The 19290-nt window shown below is 61.2% G+C and carries 18 protein-coding genes and 1 tRNA gene; 11 read left to right on the top strand and 8 right to left on the bottom strand.

Going from position 1 to position 19290, the window contains the following annotated elements:
* Positions 1-106: 106 nt before the first annotated feature.
* From efeB to efeU, 3 genes are read right to left on the bottom strand one after another with little or no spacing between them, the layout of a single operon-like run.
* On the bottom strand, positions 107-1393 hold the full coding sequence (gene efeB / locus KYT97_RS28680) for an iron uptake transporter deferrochelatase/peroxidase subunit (RefSeq protein ID WP_141486309.1): 1287 nt from the start codon (positions 1391-1393) through the stop codon (positions 107-109).
* Positions 1393-2523 carry an iron uptake system protein EfeO gene (gene efeO, locus KYT97_RS28675; RefSeq protein WP_045069320.1) on the bottom strand — a complete coding sequence of 377 codons (1131 nt, stop codon included), beginning with the start codon at positions 2521-2523 and terminating at the stop codon, positions 1393-1395. The genes efeB and efeO overlap by 1 nt, the downstream gene beginning before the upstream one ends.
* A 15-nt stretch (positions 2524-2538) precedes the next feature.
* The gene (efeU, locus tag KYT97_RS28670; protein ID WP_219113185.1) at positions 2539-3438 is read right to left on the bottom strand and encodes an iron uptake transporter permease EfeU; all 900 of its coding nucleotides are present in this window, start codon (positions 3436-3438) and stop codon (positions 2539-2541) included.
* Between the two features lie 244 nt (positions 3439-3682).
* On the opposite strand from efeU, the gene KYT97_RS28665 reads away from it, so the two are divergent.
* From KYT97_RS28665 to KYT97_RS28635, 7 genes are all read left to right on the top strand, one after another.
* Positions 3683-4393 carry a lytic transglycosylase domain-containing protein gene (locus KYT97_RS28665; protein WP_371851326.1) on the top strand — a complete coding sequence of 237 codons (711 nt, stop codon included), beginning with the start codon at positions 3683-3685 and terminating at the stop codon, positions 4391-4393.
* Between the two features lie 196 nt (positions 4394-4589).
* Positions 4590-5876 (top strand): phosphopyruvate hydratase, encoded by a 1287-nt coding sequence (eno, locus tag KYT97_RS28660; protein WP_033234550.1) that lies wholly within the window; start codon positions 4590-4592, stop codon positions 5874-5876.
* A 22-nt stretch (positions 5877-5898) separates the two neighbouring features.
* Entirely contained in the window at positions 5899-6567 is a 669-nt protein-coding gene (locus KYT97_RS28655; RefSeq protein ID WP_033234549.1) for an FtsB family cell division protein, read from the top strand.
* Positions 6564-7109 (top strand): DUF501 domain-containing protein, encoded by a 546-nt coding sequence (locus tag KYT97_RS28650; RefSeq protein ID WP_045069327.1) that lies wholly within the window; start codon positions 6564-6566, stop codon positions 7107-7109. Before KYT97_RS28655 ends, KYT97_RS28650 begins: the two co-directional genes overlap by 4 nt.
* Positions 7106-8068, top strand: coding sequence for a Ppx/GppA phosphatase family protein (locus KYT97_RS28645; protein WP_219111422.1), 963 nt, complete (start codon positions 7106-7108; stop codon positions 8066-8068). Before KYT97_RS28650 ends, KYT97_RS28645 begins: the two co-directional genes overlap by 4 nt.
* A gap of 100 nt (positions 8069-8168) precedes the next feature.
* Positions 8169-8245 (top strand) — tRNA-Leu (locus tag KYT97_RS28640).
* A gap of 136 nt (positions 8246-8381) precedes the next feature.
* On the top strand, positions 8382-8726 hold the full coding sequence (locus KYT97_RS28635; RefSeq protein WP_092807355.1) for a TraR/DksA family transcriptional regulator: 345 nt from the start codon (positions 8382-8384) through the stop codon (positions 8724-8726).
* A 154-nt stretch (positions 8727-8880) separates the two neighbouring features.
* Here the strand turns inward: KYT97_RS28635 and KYT97_RS28630 are convergent, their stop codons facing one another.
* Positions 8881-9228, bottom strand: coding sequence for a DUF3703 domain-containing protein (locus KYT97_RS28630; protein ID WP_033234546.1), 348 nt, complete (start codon positions 9226-9228; stop codon positions 8881-8883).
* 62 nt (positions 9229-9290) lie between these two features.
* Complete coding sequence (locus KYT97_RS28625; RefSeq protein WP_172937394.1) at positions 9291-9809, bottom strand: hypothetical protein; 519 nt, start codon at positions 9807-9809, stop codon at positions 9291-9293.
* A gap of 137 nt (positions 9810-9946) precedes the next feature.
* Here KYT97_RS28625 and KYT97_RS28620 point away from each other — a divergent pair, with 137 nt between their 5' ends.
* Entirely contained in the window at positions 9947-11353 is a 1407-nt protein-coding gene (locus tag KYT97_RS28620; protein WP_245005951.1) for a sensor histidine kinase, read from the top strand.
* 56 nt (positions 11354-11409) lie between these two features.
* Here KYT97_RS28620 and KYT97_RS28615 read toward each other — a convergent pair whose 3' ends face one another.
* Positions 11410-12090 (bottom strand): response regulator transcription factor, encoded by a 681-nt coding sequence (locus tag KYT97_RS28615; protein ID WP_045069336.1) that lies wholly within the window; start codon positions 12088-12090, stop codon positions 11410-11412.
* 104 nt (positions 12091-12194) lie between these two features.
* Between KYT97_RS28615 and KYT97_RS28610 the strand changes: the two genes are divergently transcribed.
* A complete protein-coding gene (locus KYT97_RS28610) occupies positions 12195-12902 on the top strand; it encodes a metal-dependent transcriptional regulator (protein ID WP_219111421.1) in 708 nt (235 codons plus the stop codon).
* Between the two features lie 52 nt (positions 12903-12954).
* Here KYT97_RS28610 and KYT97_RS28605 read toward each other — a convergent pair whose 3' ends face one another.
* On the bottom strand, positions 12955-13137 hold the full coding sequence (locus KYT97_RS28605; protein WP_045069339.1) for a hypothetical protein: 183 nt from the start codon (positions 13135-13137) through the stop codon (positions 12955-12957).
* A gap of 306 nt (positions 13138-13443) precedes the next feature.
* Positions 13444-14121 carry a TerD family protein gene (locus KYT97_RS28600; protein ID WP_033234542.1) on the bottom strand — a complete coding sequence of 226 codons (678 nt, stop codon included), beginning with the start codon at positions 14119-14121 and terminating at the stop codon, positions 13444-13446.
* 393 nt (positions 14122-14514) lie between these two features.
* On the opposite strand from KYT97_RS28600, the gene KYT97_RS28595 reads away from it, so the two are divergent.
* Together KYT97_RS28595 and KYT97_RS28590 are read left to right on the top strand one after the other, a co-directional pair.
* Complete coding sequence (locus KYT97_RS28595; RefSeq protein ID WP_245005950.1) at positions 14515-16821, top strand: putative bifunctional diguanylate cyclase/phosphodiesterase; 2307 nt, start codon at positions 14515-14517, stop codon at positions 16819-16821.
* Positions 16814-19177, top strand: a complete 2364-nt coding sequence (locus KYT97_RS28590) for a putative bifunctional diguanylate cyclase/phosphodiesterase (RefSeq protein ID WP_245005949.1) — start codon at positions 16814-16816, stop codon at positions 19175-19177. Before KYT97_RS28595 ends, KYT97_RS28590 begins: the two co-directional genes overlap by 8 nt.
* The last annotated feature ends 113 nt before the right edge of the window (positions 19178-19290 follow it).

Genomic DNA, 19290 nt, shown 5'->3' with positions numbered 1-19290 from the left:
AAGTTCGAGTTGTCGGTTTAATCCCGATCGTTCGGAATTGTTATAATTTCGATATAGTAATAACGTGCAGTTTGGTTCCAAGTATGGTATCGGGATTTTTCCCGGTCTATTCGCTCGAAAACAGTGTTTCGCCCCAATAACTTCCTGTTGAAAGTCCGCCGGGGCAGGCGAAGACGGCAGAACCGACGTGCTGGATGTATTCGTTCAGCGCGTCGTGCCGGGAGAGGTTTTGCTGCATCGGAACAAACTGCTCGACAGGGTTCCGGCAGTACGCAACAAAGAACAAGCCGGCGTCGAGGTGACCGAGCCCGTCGGAACCATCGGTGAAGTTGTATCCGCGCCGCAGGATTTGGATTCCGCCCAGTTCTTCGGAAGACGCCAGACGGACATGTGCGTCCTCGGGAATGACGAAGTCGTGGCCTTCCTTCGAGTCTAGATCGAGTTCGTCGAACTCGTCCTTTCCGCCGAGCGGAGCGCCACTGCGCTTCGACCTGCCGATGACGGCTTCCTGTTCCTTGAGGACTGTGCGATCCCATTGCTCGATCAGCATCCGGATGCGGCGGGCGACCAGAAATGATCCCCCCGCCATCCATTCCTGATCGTCGGCGCCGTCGACCCAGACGTGTTCGCTCAGTAGCGCTGGATCCTCCGCCTTGATGTTGGCGGTTCCGTCCTTGAACCCGAACAGGTTTCGCGGAGTTTGTTGTGTCGTGGACGTCGAGGATGTTCGCCCGAATCCTAGTTGCGACCATTTGACCGACGCCGTTCCGAAGGCCACGCGCGCGAGGTTGCGGATGGCATGAACCGCGACCTGGGGATCGTTGGCGCACGCCTGGATTGCGATGTCGCCGCCACTGCGCGTCGGATCGAGGTTGTCGGCCCGAAAATGCGGAAGGTCCAGTAGCGCAGCAGGCTTCTTGTCAGCCAGTCCGAAACGGTCGTCGAACAGTGACGGTCCGAAACCGATAGTGAGAGTCAGTTGTGAGGCAACAAGGTCGAGTGCCTCGCCGGTATCGCTCGGCGGTGCATACGGGCCGTCACCGGTTGCACCGTCCTCGGTTGCTTCCTCACCCTTTGTCATTCGCTCGGCCATTGTGGTCCAGGTCTGCAACAAAGCGATCAGTTCGTCGCGGGACGTCGTCGTCACGTCGAACGCGACGAAGTGCATACGATCCTGGGCGGGCGTTGTGATGCCGGCCTGATGGTCACCACGAAAAGCCACCACGTCGGAGTTGTCGGTGCTGGAACTGTTGTCAGCGGTGACCCGTCCGACAACAGCACCGGCACCAGCGAGGGCAACACCGGCTCCCACGGCGCCGAACAGTTTGCGCCGTGAGAGTCCTTGCGGTGTCGGATTTTCCGGGCTAGGTGTGCCCTCTGGTGCATCAGTCATTACTGTCCCGCAACTACTTCCTGAACCTGGCTGACCTCTGCGGACAGAGCGTCGATCTTACGTGAAAGTTCCTGGCGCTGAGCTTCGGTGACGGTGTCGTAGAAGACAAATCCGTCGCCGACGCGGAACTGCGCGAGCGCTGCGTCGAGGTCGGCAAATCGATCCGAGATGCGCTGGGCAAGTTCGGGATTGCGTTCCTGCAGAATCGGGTTCAGAGCGGCGATCGCAGCCTGGGAGCCGTCGACGTTGGCTTGGAAGTCCCACAGGTCGGTGTGCGAGAAGATGTCTTCTTCGCCGGTGATCTTGGATGTCGAGATCTCGTCGAGCAGTCCCTGTGCATCGCCGGCGATCTTGGTGGGATCGACCGAGTAGTCTTCGGCGTTTACCTGATCAGCCAGATACTGGATATCGACGAGCAGCTGATCTGCGACGGCATTGGTGTCGGGCTGCAGACCGGTGACCCACAGATCCTTCTCGAGGCGGTGGAAGCCGGTCCAGACCTGGCCGGGCTCCAGGTCTGCCTCACGCAAGTCGAGCTTGGGATCGAGCTCACCGAAGCTCTCGGCCTCGGGCTCGATGCGTTCGTAGTACGTGCGAGTGATCGGGAACAGCGCCTTTGCCTGCTCGATGTCGCCCGACTGAACGGCTGCGACGAACTGAGCGGCGGTGTCCTGTAGTGCCACGATCTGGCTGCGGATGTATCGGCGGTACCCGTCTGCTGCTTCTGCGAGCTGGCCACTCTCGTCGGTGGCTGCCTGCGAATCGCCGGTGACGACAAAGTCCTGTCGGATACCGGTTCCGACCATTCCGGGCTTGCACGCAAGCTGATACGTCGCTGCCTCGGGGAGTGAGACGATGAGCTGACGCGTCAGACCGGGCCCGATGTTCTCGACCTCGCCCATCGCGCGGTCACCCTCGGCGAAGACGTAGAACTCGGTGACCTTCGTGCCGTTGTTGGTGACCTGGAACGTCGACTTGCCCGTCGTACCCGTGGTGGCACTGACGTCGCACGAATCATCGGTGGCAGTGACGATGACGTCGCCGTCGCTTGCCGTCGACTTCTCGGTGCACGCGGCAAGTGAGAAGGGGAGTACCGCGGCTGTCGCGAGCACGAGAGTGGATTTGCGCATCGTTGGAAGTGCCTTTCAGGATTCTGTCGGTTCGGACGAAGTGGTCGGCGATGCAGCGATGGCAGGTGCCGGTGACGATTGCGGACGCAGGAAGAGCGCCAGCACGACGACGAGATACACGACCCACGCGGTCGCTTGCAGAACCGTCGGGTCAGGGCGGAAGTTGAAGATGCCGGCCAGGACAGTGCCGTACCACGTGGACGGGTCGTAGCCCGGGGTGAGGTTGAAGGCGATGTTTTCGGCTCCTGGCAGGACGTTCCCGATCTGCAGGGCGCGGATGCCGTACGAGAGGATTCCGGCGGCCACGACGATGAGGAAGATCGCGGTGTAGCGGAAGAACGTCGTGAGATTCAGACGTAGCGCCCCGAAGTACATGGCGACGGTCAGGATGGCGGCCAGGAGAATGCCGAGCAGCAATCCGATGAGTGGCCAGGAACTGCCTGCCGTGTTCTCGGCGTACCCGACCATCAGCAGTGCCGTCTCGACGCCTTCGCGGCCGACAGCAAAGAATGCGAGCGTCAGGATTGCGATCGGTCCGGCGACGAGGGCCTTTTCCATTCCGGCCTTGAGGTCGCCGGAGATGGTCTTGGCCGCGGTTCGCATCCACAACACCATCGCAGTCACGATCACCACGGCGATCAGTGACGCAATTCCGGCGATGACTTCCGCGGTAAGGCCGTCGACGGTGGATGTTCCGTAGTGGATGACAACGAAAATGATCGCGACCATCGCCACGGCGGCAAAAACGCCGAGCCACACCCACTTCAGTGCGTCCCGCCGCTGTGCCTTGACGAGGTAGGCGGCCAGGATCATGACAACGATGCCGGCTTCGAGGCCTTCGCGGAGACCGATCAGGCCACTGCCGAATAGCTGCGTGGCAACTGACGGACTGCTCGACGCTGCGAGTACCGACACGGGCACGGATGCTCCTTAACTGGAGGAAGCTCGGCAGCTTCACGGAATCGGCCAAAAGTAGGACAGCCTTAACTCCGATGAAGATACTCCACCTTGCGGCTGCTATCCACACCCTGACCAGGCCTTTTGATTCTCTTTACTATCAAATTCGGGTGTTCAGTCGACTCGTGTGGATGATGGAGGGGTGTACCGAACCACTGCCAAGACCTCGAGACCCCGGCGCGTCGTGCGCGTCGTCGCCGCGATAGCTGCCGGAACGGTGCTTGCCGGAGTGGGTATTGCAGCGTGTGGATCCGACGAACCGAAGATCGCGATTCCCGAAGGAATCCCGCCGGGCGTTGGCTTGCCGACACCGCCGATCGACATCAATGCACCCGGCCGCAGCGCAGATCAACTCGGTGATTGGGCCGCCGGACTGAGCAGTGACGTCGGAATCGGTACGACAGCGCTCACGGCCTACGGGTACGCCGCCGCCGTGATGGCTGAGACGTTGCCCGGTTGCGGGATCGGGTGGACGACCCTCGCGGGGATCGGGAGCGTCGAAAGCCGTCACGGAACGTACGACGGCTCAGCGGTAGACGCCGTGGGTCAAGTCAGTCCGATCATTCGCGGCATACCACTCGACGGTGGGCCGGGCGTAGCCGAGATTCCCGACACTGACGGCGGCACCATGGACGGAGATTCTGTCCACGATCGCGCGATGGGACCGATGCAGTTCATCCCGGAAACCTGGTTGAAGTGGGGCGTCGACGCCAACGGTGACGGTCGTATCGATCCAGACAATATCGATGACGCCGCCCTCACCGCGGCGCGGTATCTGTGTGCCCGCGGGGGAGACCTGACCACAGCCGCAGGGTGGCAGCAGGCTCTGATGGCGTACAACCTCTCCGGGGACTACCTCGCGCTCGTGCGTGATCGGGCTTCGGCATACTCGGTGGGAACGCGGCCGGCATGAGTGCTCATGACCGCAGTTCAGGCCGGTGTGTGCGCGTCGATAAAGAAGCCTTCGCGCGCTGCGGTTAGGCTGTGTGCTGGCACTACGGGGGCCCCGGCACGATCGTGGTCCAATGCCCATGCACGCAGTGTGTGTCCCAATGTCCACGCACGCGGAGTGCGCCCCAATGCGAAGCCCATCGAAGGAGAACCACACAGTGGCCAGTATTGAGCAGGTCGGAGCTCGCGAGATCCTTGATTCCCGTGGCAACCCCACGGTTGAAGTTGAGGTTTTGCTCGACGACGGAAGTTTCGCCCGGGCCGCAGTGCCCTCCGGCGCATCCACCGGTGAGCACGAAGCCGTCGAGTTGCGCGATGGTGGCGCTCGCTACGGCGGAAAGGGTGTCGAGAAGGCAGTCGAGGCAGTTCTCGGCGAGATCGCGCCCGCAATCATCGGCATCGACGCCACCGAACAGCGCACCGTCGACCAGGCGCTGCTCGACGCAGACGGCACCCCGGACAAGTCTCGCCTCGGCGCCAACGCACTCCTCGGCGCTTCGCTGGCAGTTGCCCGCGCCGCAGCGGAGTCCTCGGGCCTCGAACTGTTCCGCTACGTCGGTGGCCCCAACGCCCACGTCCTGCCCGTCCCGATGATGAACATCCTCAACGGTGGCGCTCACGCCGACACCGGCGTCGACGTCCAGGAGTTCATGGTTGCTCCGATCGGTGCACCGAGCTTCAAGGAATCCCTGCGCTGGGGTGCCGAGGTTTACCACTCCCTCAAGTCCGTCCTGAAGGAAAAGGGTCTGTCCACGGGCCTCGGAGACGAAGGCGGCTTCGCGCCTGACGTTGCCGGCACCAAGGAAGCTCTCGACCTCATCACGATCGCCGTGAACAAGACCGGCCTCAAGCTGGGTACCGATGTCGCGCTCGCGCTCGACGTTGCAGCCACCGAGTTCTACACCGACGGCACCGGCTACAAGTTCGAGGGCAAGAATCGCACGGCAGCCGAGATGGCAGCGTTCTACGCCGAGCTCATCGACGCCTACCCGCTCGTCTCCATCGAGGATCCGCTCGACGAAGACGACTGGGACGGCTGGGTTGCACTCACCGACCAGATCGGCAACAAGGTTCAGCTCGTCGGCGACGACCTGTTCGTCACCAACCCCGAGCGCCTCGAAGAGGGCATCGTCAAGGGCGCGGCAAACGCACTGCTGGTCAAAGTCAACCAGATCGGCACGCTGACCGAGACCCTCGACGCAGTCGACCTCGCTCACCGCAACGGCTACAAGACGATGATGAGCCACCGGTCCGGCGAGACCGAGGACACCACCATCGCGGACCTCGCAGTTGCCGTCGGCAGCGGCCAGATCAAGACGGGTGCGCCGGCTCGTAGCGAGCGCGTCGCCAAGTACAACCAGTTGCTGCGCATCGAGGAGAACCTCGGTGATGCCGCTCGTTACGCCGGCGAGGTTGCATTCCCGCGCTTCGCATTCGAGGCCTGAGCAACACATTTAGGTATCAGCAGTGTCTGCACAACGCGGTAAACCACGATCCCCCGGCGGAAGTCCGGGGGGTCGTGGTTCCGGGCGCGCGGACACTGCTCGTCGCACCAAACCCGGCAGCACCCGCCGTGCACGCGGCACGGAAGCCGAGTCGGCGGAAGCAGCGTCGACCGGGGCAAAGGCAACGTCGGCCTCGACGCGTAAGTTCTGGTCGAGACTGCCCAGTTCCGACAACACGGTCTTCGGGCTCTCGACCAGCCGGGCTGTCATTCTCGCGATGGTTGTTCTGATGCTCGCGTTGACGTTGGCGGTGCCGTTGCGCACGTACATTTCTCAGCGTTCCGATGCCGCTCAGATCGCTGCCGAACGACGGGTACTCCAGGAGGAAGTTGACGCGCTCCGGCAGCAGAATGCGCGTTTCGATGATCCCGCATATGTCGAAGCGCTTGCGCGGGAACGCCTTCGGTACGTCAAGCCTGGCGAGACGCCGTTCCAGGTACAACTTCCCGGTGACTATCAAGAACCCGAGAAGAAGCAAGTTGAAGAAGCCCCGCTGACAGGTCCGTGGTATCGCGATCTGTGGCAAACGATTTCGGAGCCACCAGTGGTTCCCGAGACGAAGGCAACGCCGGCGCCGATGCCGGTGATGCCGACAGAGCAGTCAGAAGAACAAGGAGTACCCACCGGGTGAGCAATCCGTCCGAAAATTCCCCTCACGTCGCGCAGGCAGATCTTGACGCCGTCGCAGCTCAGTTGGGCCGTGAGCCGCGCGGAGTGCTCGAGATTGCATACCGCAGTCCCGACGGCACACCAGGCGTGGTCAAGACAGCTCCCAAACTTCCTGACGGCACACCTTTTCCGACGCTCTACTACTTGACAGACCCCAGGCTGACCGCAGAGGCCAGCCGTCAGGAATCTGCCGGTGTGATGCGTGAGATGACCGAGCGCCTGACGCAGGATCCCGAACTGGCTGCTGCGTACCGCCGCGCGTACGAGTCGTATCTTGCCGAGCGCGACGCCATCGAATCCCTCGGTACCGACTTCGCCGGTGGCGGGATGCCGGATCGCGTCAAGTGCCTGCACGTTCTGATGGCGCATTCACTGGCAAAGGGGCCTGGCGTCAACCCGCTCGGTGACGAGTCGGTGGCTCTGGCAGGGAAGGGCAAGCTGCGCGGCACCGCCATCCCCGCTGATTGGCCGGGCATCGACGACGCGGTAGATCCCGAGAAGTGAAGGGTCGCGTTGCCGCCGTCGATTGCGGCACCAATTCGATCCGCCTACTGATCGCGGATGTCGGTGCAGACGGGCAATTGGTTGACGTCCGCCGCGAAATGCGGGTTGTCCGTCTCGGTCAAGGTGTTGACGCAACAGGAACTTTGGCTCCCGAAGCCATCGAACGCACCCGTATCGCATTGGTCGAGTACGCGGGCATGATCGCCGAAGCCGGAGCAAGCGCCGTTCGGATGGTTGCTACATCCGCGACGCGCGATGCTTCCAACCGCGACGACTTCTTCGCGATGACGCAGGAAGTGCTGGGCGGCGTGATTCCCGGTGCGGGAGCCGAGGTGATCTCCGGCGACGAGGAAGCGCGACTCTCGTTCAGTGGTGCTGTGGGAGAGCTTGATCCGTCCGAGGGTCCGTTTGTGGTGGTCGATCTCGGCGGCGGTTCCACCGAGTTGGTTCTCGGCGACTCTGCTGGTGTTCAGGCTGCGTATTCCACCGATATCGGCTGTGTGCGGGTGACCGAGCGGTGCCTGCATTCCGATCCTCCGACCACTGAACAGGTCTCCGATGCAACAGAATTCGCGTCCGCGAAGCTGGCGGAAGCCTTTGCGGTTGTTCCCATCGAGAAGGCTCGGACTTTTGTGGGTGTCGCGGGAACCATGACGACGCTCTCGGCAATCGCGCAGGATCTGCCGGACTACGACGCAGACAAGGTGCACCTGTCCCGAATCTCGTTCGGCCAGTTGATCGACGTGTGCGAGCGCCTCACCGCGATGCCGCGCGCCGAACGAGCGAAATTCGGGCCCATGCATCCCGGACGCGTCGACGTGATCGGCGGGGGAGCGATCGTCACCACCATCCTCGCGCGGGCATTCGAGGACAAAGCGGGAATTACCGAGTTGGTGGTCAGCGAGCACGACATCCTCGACGGTATTGCCATGTCGATTCCGCTGCCCGCATCCCAATAGTGCTGATGGGCATCACGATCGGTGGGTCTGATTACGATGCCTGAGAGCGCACGATAGTGTGATCCCTGTTGTTGCCGGGAAACCGGCAACAACAGGGAAGGCCCCCATAGCCCAATTGGCAGAGGCAACGGACTTAAAATCCGTCAAGTGTCGGTTCAAGTCCGACTGGGGGCACCAAAAAGACCAGCTCACCGCACAATTCGAAGCCTCGGATGTTCATCCGACTTCGCTTCGGTACGCAGAGGGTACGCAGCTCTCCGACCAGCCGATCGCACGCATTGTGCGCGGTGCTCGGGCAGCGTTGAATACTATGATGCAGGATTTCCACGCGACCATCGGCCTGGAACGGCGGCGGGCAGAGCACCGCTTGGCATCACTCCGCGAAGGACTCGAATCCATAATCGAAGGTTCCCGCTGGACTACCGACGACGATGAACACGATCCCGAAGGGTCGACCATCGCGTTCGAGCGGGCCAAAATCGCGTCTCTCATTGCCGATACCGAAGCCGAATTGCGGGATTTGGAAGCGGCGACAACCCGCCTCCGGTCAGGTGAATACGGAATTTGTGAGGTCTGCCAGGAGCCGATTGCAGACGCCAGACTGGAGGCGCTACCCACTGCGCGGCAGTGCATCGAGTGTGTGCGACGGAGTCGATGACAGTTCTGTGCGTGTATCCGGCATCGAGAAGACTGTCCTGCGCCCCTGTAGCACGGATCGATGTCGAGCAGTCGCGATGGTCCGCACAGTTTCCGCCCGCATCGTGGGTTGGCCATTCCAGTTCGAGTCGCCACCGAATCCGGTGGCGGGTCGGCTAAGCCGAATTGGTGAGAAGGTTCGCCAGCTGATCCGGTATCGGCATCGGTGTCGTGAGCCCAGCAGCAGTGCGTCCGGTGTTGCCGGAGGGGTAGCGGCGAAGGGCCGAACCGGGTGCCGCAACAACGATCCGCACGAGCTGTCCGCGCACTTCACGCCAATCGCGTTGCCGCAGTGCCAGTGTGAGCATGGCGACGTGATTGCGCGTGTGCGGCCAGGGGTATGGCTGCGCCAAGATGTGCGCCTGTTCGAGGTGAATCCATTTCTGCGCGTCGTCGCTGGTAGTTCCGACGTCGTACATTTCGGCGTTATACGCGGCGCGAATACGCTCGGGCATCCTTGTCATGGCGGGTTCCTTCGTTCGGATTCGACTGTGTGGTGTTCGCGCCGCGTATGCAATCAGATGCTCTAGCTGCCGAACTGGCTCAAGACGCCGTTGAGCAGGCCCTGCAGCAGGGCCGCCGGGTCAAGTGAACCGGTAGTCGGCGGAGTGGTGCTGGTGACCGTGACGCGGACCGATGCGATCGGATCCTGGTACTCGGTGTCGCCGTCTTCCTTGCACTTGGTGCGGACCTGGTACTCGCCGTCGGGGAAGGCTGCAGAGGTGCCGATGCCGGAGGCGTTGGTCAGTACCTGACCGGCGACCATGGTGTCGCCCACGACGAGGTAGCTCGAGCCGACCTTGGTGGTCGAGTCGAGGATGGTGGCGTCGGCGCGGTAAACGGTGCCCTCACACTTGACGAAAGCCTTGGTGGTGTTGAGGCCGGTGATCGAGGTCGTGATGGTGCCTGCGCCGGCGTTGGCATGCACGGATGCGCCGCCGGTAATCGCTGCGGAGCCGATTGCCGGGTTGACGACGAGGGCGAGTGCCGACAGGCCGGCAATGGTGCCGGCGACGGCCAGGCGGTGCCCGGTACGAGTAGCCATGAATGGTGTCCCTTCGGTTCGTGTGGTGACGACAGCATCTACGGCAAGTCGCACAGAATGCATCCTGGACCAGCAATACTTAGGGGACGCTGAGTTGCGCTACGGATCGAGCGCATGGCGCGTCTACTGTCTTACTCGTGCACTCATCACTCACTGCGTGGACCGGCCGAATTCGTCGGCGGCTCAGGCCTGTGCGTACCCGTCTGACGGTGCTGGCGACGTTGTTGGTTGCGCTTACGTTGACTGTTGCGGCAGGGGCAGTGCTCTACGCCCTGTACCAGTCGTCGCGCCAGTCAGCCGACGTGGCAACTACAGCCCGTGCGAGGCAGATCGCGGCGGTCATTGAGTCGAAGGGGCTTGCGGGCCTCGACGAGTCGTTGCTGACTGACAGTCGGTACGTCGACATCATTCAGGTGGTGGACGACGCGGGGCACGTGGTGTTCAGCGGGGAGCGTTATCCGGCTGGTCCGCTCGGCTCGGGGCTGCGGCCTGGCGAGGAACGACGCGAAAGCGGTTTGCAGACAACCCCGGACGGTCCCGCGTATCGCGGGGCACTTGTCGGTGCACTCGCCCCGGGTGGTGAAGTGGTCACGGTGGAAGTCGGGGCGGCCGAGAGTCGCCTCGATTCGCTCTTTCGCTTTGTTGCTGTGCTGGCCGCCGTGGTGATCCCGATCATCGTGATCGGGACAGCTGTCTTGACCCATTACTTTGTCGCCCGGACCCTGAAACCGGTTGACGACATTCGTAGACAGGTTGACGACATTACCGGTGGAGACCTCGATCAGCGGGTGCCTGTACCGGATACCGGCGACGAGATCGCCACTCTGGCAACCACAATGAATGCAATGCTCGAACGCATCGGCACTGCCCGGGCCGAGCAGATGCGCTTCGTGAACGACGCGTCGCACGAGCTCAACAGTCCGTTGACCACATTGGTGGGTCTGCTTGATCTGTCCCGGACAACGAAGCAGCCCATCGACCCGGAGACCGTCGCGACAGTCATGATGCCTGAGGCACTTCGGCTGCAAGGGATGGTTTCCGACCTGTTGTTCCTCGCACGCGCCGACGAACGCGGTGTGCCGCTGCGGCTGGCCGACGTTGACATCGACGAGGTGGTCAGCGCCGAGGTTGCACGGCTCGAAGCGCTTGGTCGGCATACGATTACCGCGAAGATCAGCGCGGTGCGGGTGCAAGGTGACGGCGAGAAACTGGCTCGTGCCTTGCGTAACATCGCGGACAATGCATCCCGTCACACTCATGACCGTCTGGACTTCGCGATAACCGTCGACGCCGATCGGCGTCATGTGAGTGTGACCGTGTCCGACAATGGGCCCGGGATTGCCGATGCCGATAAATCGCGAGTACTGCAACGCTTTGTCCGTCTCGACACTGTCCGTGAACGTAGCAGTGGGGGTTCAGGTCTCGGTTTGGCGATTGTCGACGAAATCGTGCGGGCCCACCACGGAAACGTCACTGTTGCAGATGCTCCCGACGGCGGCGCCACAGTCGGATTCACCCTCCCGGTGCCACCGTGGAGCGAATAGCCTCCACGATCGGTGCCGTGGAGCGAATAGCCTCCACGATCGGTACCGTGGAGCGACTAGCCTCCGCCGTCGGCTGCCAACCGGTAGCCGACTCCACGAATCGTTTCGATCGACTTGCACCCGAACGGGGTGTCGATCCGTCGCCGGAGGTAGCTGACGTACACCTCCACGACGTTCTCGTCGCCTCGGTAGTTGATATCCCACACGGACTGGAGGATTTCGGTTTTGGTCACGACTTCGCCCTTGTGGCGCATCAAGAACTCGAGCATTCCGAATTCCCTTGGTGCCAAGGTCAATTCGGTATCTCCTCGTTTGGCAACGTGAGACGTGGGATCGACGCTCAGCGAACCCGCAGTCAGCACCACCGGCCGCTCCGGTGCGCCGCGGCGCACCAGAGCTCGCAAGCGCGCGATCAACACGACAAACGAGAAAGGCTTTGTCAGATAGTCGTCGGCGCCGAAATCGAAGGCATCGGCCTGGTCGTACTCTCCGTCCTTGGCGGTCAGCATCAATACTGGTGTCCACACACCGTCGCGGCGCAGCTGGCGCACCACCTCGTACCCGTTGAGTGCAGGCATCATGATGTCGAGTATCACGACGTCGAAATGCTCTGTAGTCGCCTTCTCCAGCCCAGCGCGGCCGTCATGTTCCACGTCCACGACCCAGCCTTCGGTCACCAGCATCCGGCGCACAGTTTCCGCGACATTACGGTCGTCGTCCACCACAAGAATTCGCACGGCTCTACTATCCCTGCTCCGGTCCGGCACCACCAAAGTCCGGTATCGGAACCATCACTGCGTTCGAGCAAGCACGACTTCTGTTTGGAAAGGCATCTGGCCGCGTGAAGGAAATCGTCAACACCACTGAGATGTATCTGCGCACCATCTACGACCTCAACGAGGATCGTGTCCCGGTGCGGCAATCTCGCTTGATCGAACGAATGCACCAAGCCGCTGCGACGGTATTTCACACTGTGACACGGATGAAACGAGCCGGTCTGGTCTCGATTGCCGACGATAACCTCATCGAACTTACCGATCCGGGAAGCATCCGTGCGATCGAGGTGACCCGCAAACATCGACTTGCCGAGCGACTGCTCACCGACGTCGTCAACATGCCAACGACACTTGTGCATGGGGAAGCCAGCCGCCTGCAACACGTCATGAGCGAGGAGGCTGAGCGGCGCATTGTCGACCTCCTCGGTGGTCCGACCACTTCGCCGTGGGGAAACCCCATCCCGGGGCTGGAGCACTTCGGAATTACAGTTGAATCAACGGGTGCAGCAACAAAACTGGCCGATATTCCGGAATCGACACTGCCTGTGGCCGGCGTCGTCAGGTCCATTTCCGAACATGCGCAGTCCGATCCCGAACTCATCAGGTTCCTGGTCAACGCCGGCGTCATTCCCGGTGCCCGCGTGACGATCAGGCCGAATGGAAAGTCCTACGCTGTCAGAGGTCTTGATGAGATCGAACTCCCGAAGAAGCTGGCCCACATCATTGATGTCGACTGCACGTCCACTTCTTCGAATATATCGGCATTCAACTGACATGTCAGAAATATTGCGGTACTTGACTATTCGTTTACGGTAGGGATGAAGGTCATTTCGGGGAATGGAATCCGTGGATGAATCCGCAGGCGATCCAGAAGGTTGCGGCGGCGGCGACGGTGACCCCGATCGACGCGGCGAGGTGAGAACTCGAGATCCACACCATGATCCCGAGGATGACGGCAACGATGACGATCAGCGCTGTGTCGGTTCGCTTCACCCACATTCGGATCACCAGTTCAGTCTTGAGAAGCTAGAGGAGAACTTCCTCTCTGGTACCCGTGCCGGTGAGCCGCGAAACCGCGTGTGAAATGGCGAAATTGCGGCGCATTACGTGGCGATGGAGCTAGGTGATGCCCCGATCTCGAGGGAATCGGGGCACCACCGCCGACCAGGCTAAGCACATAGCACGGCCGACCCACTATCGGTGTCGAGTTGACCCCTCATGTCTGACCCCACAGAAATCGAGCCTAGCCAATTCCACAGTCAAATATGGACAAATTGCGCAATAGTGGCAGACCCTGATTGGTCTCGTCGCTGCCTATTTACGGCCCGCAGACCACTGCATGCCCCAACTGTAGGCGCGGTCGAGGTCGGACTGACTGCCGTTGATGTACTGCACTTCCCGGGTAACACTCACGCCTTGTCCAGAACTCTGGATGAAGGCGATTGCGCAGATGCGAGCCTGATTGCTCGCAGAGTCCAGTCGAACTTCCACTTGGGGTCCAGTGGTCGGCTCCAGGGTGACAACGCCGTCGACGGCAGCCCAGTTGGGTGCGCCGTCGTAGATCATCGCGAAGATCAGAATCCGTCGGAAGACGCTCGGGTCGGCGAGATTGACGTGCATGTTCTCGCCGCCGGTGTTCGAACCGCTGCGATCGTCGCCGTCCAACATGATGAACGGCGCGGTATTCAATGCTCCGAAGCTGTTGCCCAGTGCCTGGACAACCCCTTTGGAACCGTCTGCGAGTTCGTAGAGACAGCCGAGGTCGAGATCGACGGCACCAGATCCTGCGCCGGCGAGTTTGGCCAGGAAACCCGTTTTCTTCGGCGCGGCACCTTGTGACCAGTTGAGATTCACACGCATGTTTCCCTGGCGTTCGCCGGCCTTGGCGAGATTGACCGTCGGTGCGGCTTTGGTCAGTGTGATCTTGCTCAGATTGACCGAGCCTGTCGAGGGTGTGGATTCCGAGGGGCGCCGGGTGTAGTCGATTGCCATCGTAGTTGTCCTTCTCTGAACCCGAAGAGTTCGATCGTGGAACCTGGTGCGCGATCAGTTGCGAATTTTGTCCGTTGTGATGGTCGATCAGATCCCATTGTTCCTGATGTCCGATTTTGGTGACGGTGTGGACATCAACCGAGCCTCCTCGGCCGGTGCGGAACCCTGCCGGTGTCACGGCCGGTGTCACGGCCGGTGTCCGGCCGATTCACATGATGTTGCCATGATGGCGCTCGTGGTTTGCTGACTTTGGGGCAATCGTGTGGTTTCCTACCGTAGTGCCACTTGGACGTCCGTATCGATGGGTTAATTCTTGTTACGGCATAATTGCCCGATTGGTGCAAGGCTGCATGTAGGTCGGTCCGCACAGAGTCCGACGGGCGAGGGGGCTCGATGGGTTTCGAACCACGTTCGGCACTGCTCGCCGAGCAGCGCGCACTGACAGCGGCGCAGCGGCGTGACCTCAGGAACCGGCAGATCACCGTCAGCTTCACGATGTTGCCCTGGGCAGCAGCGGTACACCTTCTGGTTGTACTCGGATTGTCGATGTACGTCATTCCCGAGGACGGCGGCCTTTTGCTCAGGGCCTGGCCGATTGCTGCAGGAGTAGTCGGCCTTGTCGGCGCGTATGTAGGGGTTGCCGTCAGACGAGGGGCGATCGTGCAGTCCGAGCACCTTGCCTATATTTTCCTGGCATTCGAGTTTGCCGCCGCTGGCGTCCTCTACTCAGCGCTCGCGATTGTGTTGTACCCGATCCTCGACGACGCCGGCGACCTGGTGATGACGGGCACGATGGCGGCGATTATCGGTGCGGGTGCGCTGACTACGGCGGTGCTGCGTTCTCTAGGTGTCATCTGGATTCTGTCGAGTACGGTGATTCTCGGCATCGCGTTCTGGCAGCAACCAGGCCCGGAGTTCGGACGGCTTCTGATCAGTCTCCTGGTATACGGAACCGCGCTGATCGCCGGCACGATCGTGGTATCGGGGCATATCGAAGGGCGCTACAAAGCGGAACTCAGCGCCGCGGCAGAGCGGACTGTTGCGCAAATGCTGCTCGACGATTTCGAAGGCAATGCCGCGGATTTTGTGTGGGAGACCGATAGCAAAGGTCGGTTCTTGCGGATTCCCAGCAGGCTCGCGTTCGACGCCGGGATCGATCCGGCTGCGGTGCGAGGTGTGTCATGGCAGCAACTCTTTGCCGAGCTGGGGTCATATGAGCTACCTGGTGGACGTGACGCGCTGTTGGAACTGGAGAAGGCTCGCAGCGCAAAGGACGCGTTTGTCGACGTCATGCTTCCGGTGCGGGTACGCGACGCCATACGGTGGTGGAAACTGTCCGGTCGGCCTACCCCCGGACTGGCACCTGACGATTTTGTCTGGCGAGGCGTCGGCTCGGACGTCACCGATGTGAAGATTCAGAGCGACGAAATCGTTCGCATGGGTCTGATCGACGCGCTGACCGGGATGCCCAACCGACACAATTTCTGGTTGGAACTCGAACGCAGCGTGCGTAACTCGGAGCAAGGGAAACCTCGGATCGCGCTTGCGATGCTCGACCTCGACAACTTCAAATCGGTGAACGACACGCTGGGACATTCGATAGGCGACGAAGTGTTGAAAGAGGTGGGAGCACGCCTGGTGGAGGTAGGCGGAGCAGCACACCTGTGTGCGCGTCTCGGCGGTGACGAGTTCGCAATCTTGTTCCGAACGGTTGACGATCACGACAGCGTGCACACGGATCTGCTGAGTTACGTCGATATTCTCCGAGAACCGGTTTTGGTGTCCGGTAACCGGTTGGATATCGGATGCAGCATAGGGTTCCACGTTCCGGCTGATCGGGGACAAACCGCTGATGCGCTACTGGTGGCGGCGGACCTTGCGCTCTACGCAGCCAAAGAATCGGGGCGAGGAACAATCCTCCAGTATCAGCATTCGATGCAACTGACCGCGACCAGACGCGCGCATCTGTTGGAAGACATCGGAAATGGCGTATCGCCCGACGATATCGAGCTCCGCTTTCTGCCGCAGCTCGACGTGGCTTCGCGCTCGATAGTCGCGGTCGAGGTCAAAGCGACGTGGAACAACGCGAGGCTGGGAATGGTGCCGGCAACCGAATTCATGGTTGTTGTCGACGACGCCGGACTGTCGTCGACCGTCGGCTCGATGCTGTTCGAGAAGGCATGCAGCGCTGCGTCGAAAATGCCGGGTGATATCCGGTTGGCAATCAGCGTCTCTGGGCGCGAACTCGAATCGGATGGGCTTGTCGACCATGTTGCGGACGCGCTCGACAGATGGGGTGTTCTTGCTCGTCGAATCGAGTTGCAGCTCACCGAATCATCGGCGATCTCGGATCGAGCGAAGGCTGGGATGCGTGGAGTGGCTGGGCTTGGTGTTTCGTTGACCGTCGACGAGTTCGGAACCGGATTCTCGTCCCTTGCATCGCTGTCGGATCTCCCTTTTACTCGAGTCCGCGTCGATCGGTCGTTCTCGGGAACCGTTCCGGGGCAGTGGCCGATTCTTGCCGCCGTTGTGACCTTGGTCGAGTCGTTGGGTTTGGAGGCGGTGATGCTGGGGGTCGACAGCGAGGAGCAACTCGCGGGTGCGGCCGACATGAAAGTGCGGACGGTGCAGGGTCGTGTCGCGGGTGAGGCGATGACGCTCGAGAATCTGATGCGGATCTTGTCGGTGCACCATGAGTGAGAGCAGAGGGATGAGGCAGCGGGCATTCCACACGGTGTTTCATCTCATCGATCCGTCGTGGACGGGCGACCCCGCGTCGTACTACGAAGATCGAAGACTTCTCATCCGCCGATTGCACTACTCTGCGCGCGTCGCGCCCATGGCATTCCTCGTCGCGGCATTCTCACTGAGCTTGGTCGTCGCTTTTATGCCTGTCGAAACCGGTTGGTTCCGGTGGACTTGGATGGCTTTGGTACTTGGATCCAATATCTCGCTCGCCGTGTTCTGGTTCACGAGACTCAAAAAACGCGAGGCCGAGCGGGAGATCACGGATCTTGTCGTCGTGGCGATTCAGGTAGTCACATGGGCGGCGTTGCTGGCTTGGGCCGCTTTTGTTCTCTTTCCAATTCTCGGAGCGGCCCAAGAGCTGACGCTGACGGCAATTTTGTTGGGAGGCGTGGTAGTTGGGATCATTCCGGTAGTGATGTTCCGGGGTTTGACGACTGTGTGGATCGTGATTGTCGGCGGTGGTCTGGCGTGGGGATTCTGGACTGAACCAGGTTCGGAGCGTTGGGTACTACTAGGATTGCTCGGTCTCTATCTCGTGTCGCTCCAATGCGGAACATTGGTGTTGGCAAACGTTTTCGAGCGTCGCCTCCGCGCAGAACTCAACGCGGAGGATCAGCGCGATCTTGTCGAACTGCTACTCAACGATCTCGAAGACGGTGCGCAGGACTGGCTGTGGGAAACCGACGACAAGGGTATCGCGGTGGCTGTGTCCCATCGTTTTGCGGAGAGTCTGGGATTGCCGGCCGCCGAGATCAGTGGACGGGCTATGAGCGAGATTCTGAAGGGCGTCGGGGCCGACAGAACAGCGACCGGACGCATTGCGCTCGACACACTTGTCGAGCGCCTCGACAACGGTGACGCATTCCGTGACATCGAATTGGACGTGTGGATCGGCGGTCGACCTCGACGGTGGTCGATGTCCGGGCATCGTAGGAGTGACAGCCTTTCCGACGGCGGTTGGCGCGGCGTCGGCTCCGACATCACGCGCGTTCATCAGCAGCGGGAGTACATTCGCGAACTTGCCGAGGTGGATTCGCTCACCGGACTTCAGAATCGGTACACGTTCACGGCGCGGTTGTCGAAGATGATCGCCGACGGAGACGATGTCTGGCTGGCCATGCTCGACCTCGACAATTTCAAGTCGATCAACGACCGCTGGGGGCACCGCGTCGGCGATAACGTGCTGGTCGATGTGGCGGCGCGGCTGAACGCCGTGCTGCGCCTGACGGAAATCTGTGCTCGACTCGGTGGGGACGAATTTGCCGTGGCTTTCAGCGGGATCGACGACGAGCAGGAAGTCAAGGAGCGGTTCCAGTCGATCGTCGATGCGATCGATGTTCCATTCGACCTCGCCGGCAACTCGATTCGGGTTCGGGGAAGTCTTGGATACGGTTCACTTCCGAATGATGCGGCAAACCTCGACGATTTGGTCGTTGTCGCGGACCTCGCGCTTTATCACGCGAAGGTGAGTGGTCGGAATCAGATTCGACGGTTCGACTCGACTCTGCGTGAGCGCGCTACCGGTAGGGCCAGGGCACTCCTGGATCTTCGAATGGCGGTGCAGAACGGCGAGTTCGAACTTGCCTACCAACCGCAGGTGTCGGCAGCTACTGGAGCGGTCGTGGGATTCGAGGCGTTATTGAGGTGGAACCACCCCGTCTCGGGTGTGGTTTCACCGGCTGACTTCATCTCGGTCGCGGAGGAAACAGGGCTTATCGTTCCTATCGGGGCAGAGGTCTTGCGCACCGCATCCGCGCTGGCGACGACGTGGCCCGACCACGTGCGTATTGCAGTGAATGTTTCTCAGGTGCAGTTGCGTTCCGTGGGGTACGTCGAATCCGTTCGCAACGTTCTCCGCGAAACAGGCTTGGCTGCGGAGCGACTGGAGATCGAAGTGACGGAGTCGCTGGTCATCGACGACTCGGATCGAGAAGTCCTGCTACGGATCGCGGAGTTGGGTGTTGCCATCGCCATGGACGATTTCGGCACCGGGTACTCCTCGGTCGCGAGCCTGTCCTTGCTGCCGGTGGACAGATTGAAGATCGACCGAGCTTTCGTGAGTCAACTGGACGCGGATCCGACGGAGTCGAGAACCGCGGTATTTCGCGCCATTGTCGACATTGCCGAGTCGATGGGCTTGGAAACGGTTGCCGAGGGCGTCGAAACCGATCGTCAGCGAGCCGTGGTGACCGAGTGTGGCTGCCGCGTCGTTCAGGGCTATCTGGAAGGTCGCCCGATGCCGGCGGCGGACGTCGACGCGTTCATCGAGTCTCGCCGGAATTACAGATTGCCTTCTGCCGCTGAGTGAGAACGCGCGCCGCGTTTGGTTTCTCTCTGTGTGATGGTGCATTGCGGAGCGGCCTCATCTCGAGTTGCCGAGCGAGAACAGTGACGGAGTGATGTGTGGTGAGCGATTCGGCG

It is taken from the genome of Rhodococcus globerulus (assembly GCF_019334125.1).
Classification (GTDB): domain Bacteria; phylum Actinomycetota; class Actinomycetes; order Mycobacteriales; family Mycobacteriaceae; genus Rhodococcus_F; species Rhodococcus_F globerula.
The sequence above is the reverse complement of the archived record's forward strand: the minus strand, read 5'-3'. Positions and strand labels throughout refer to the sequence as shown.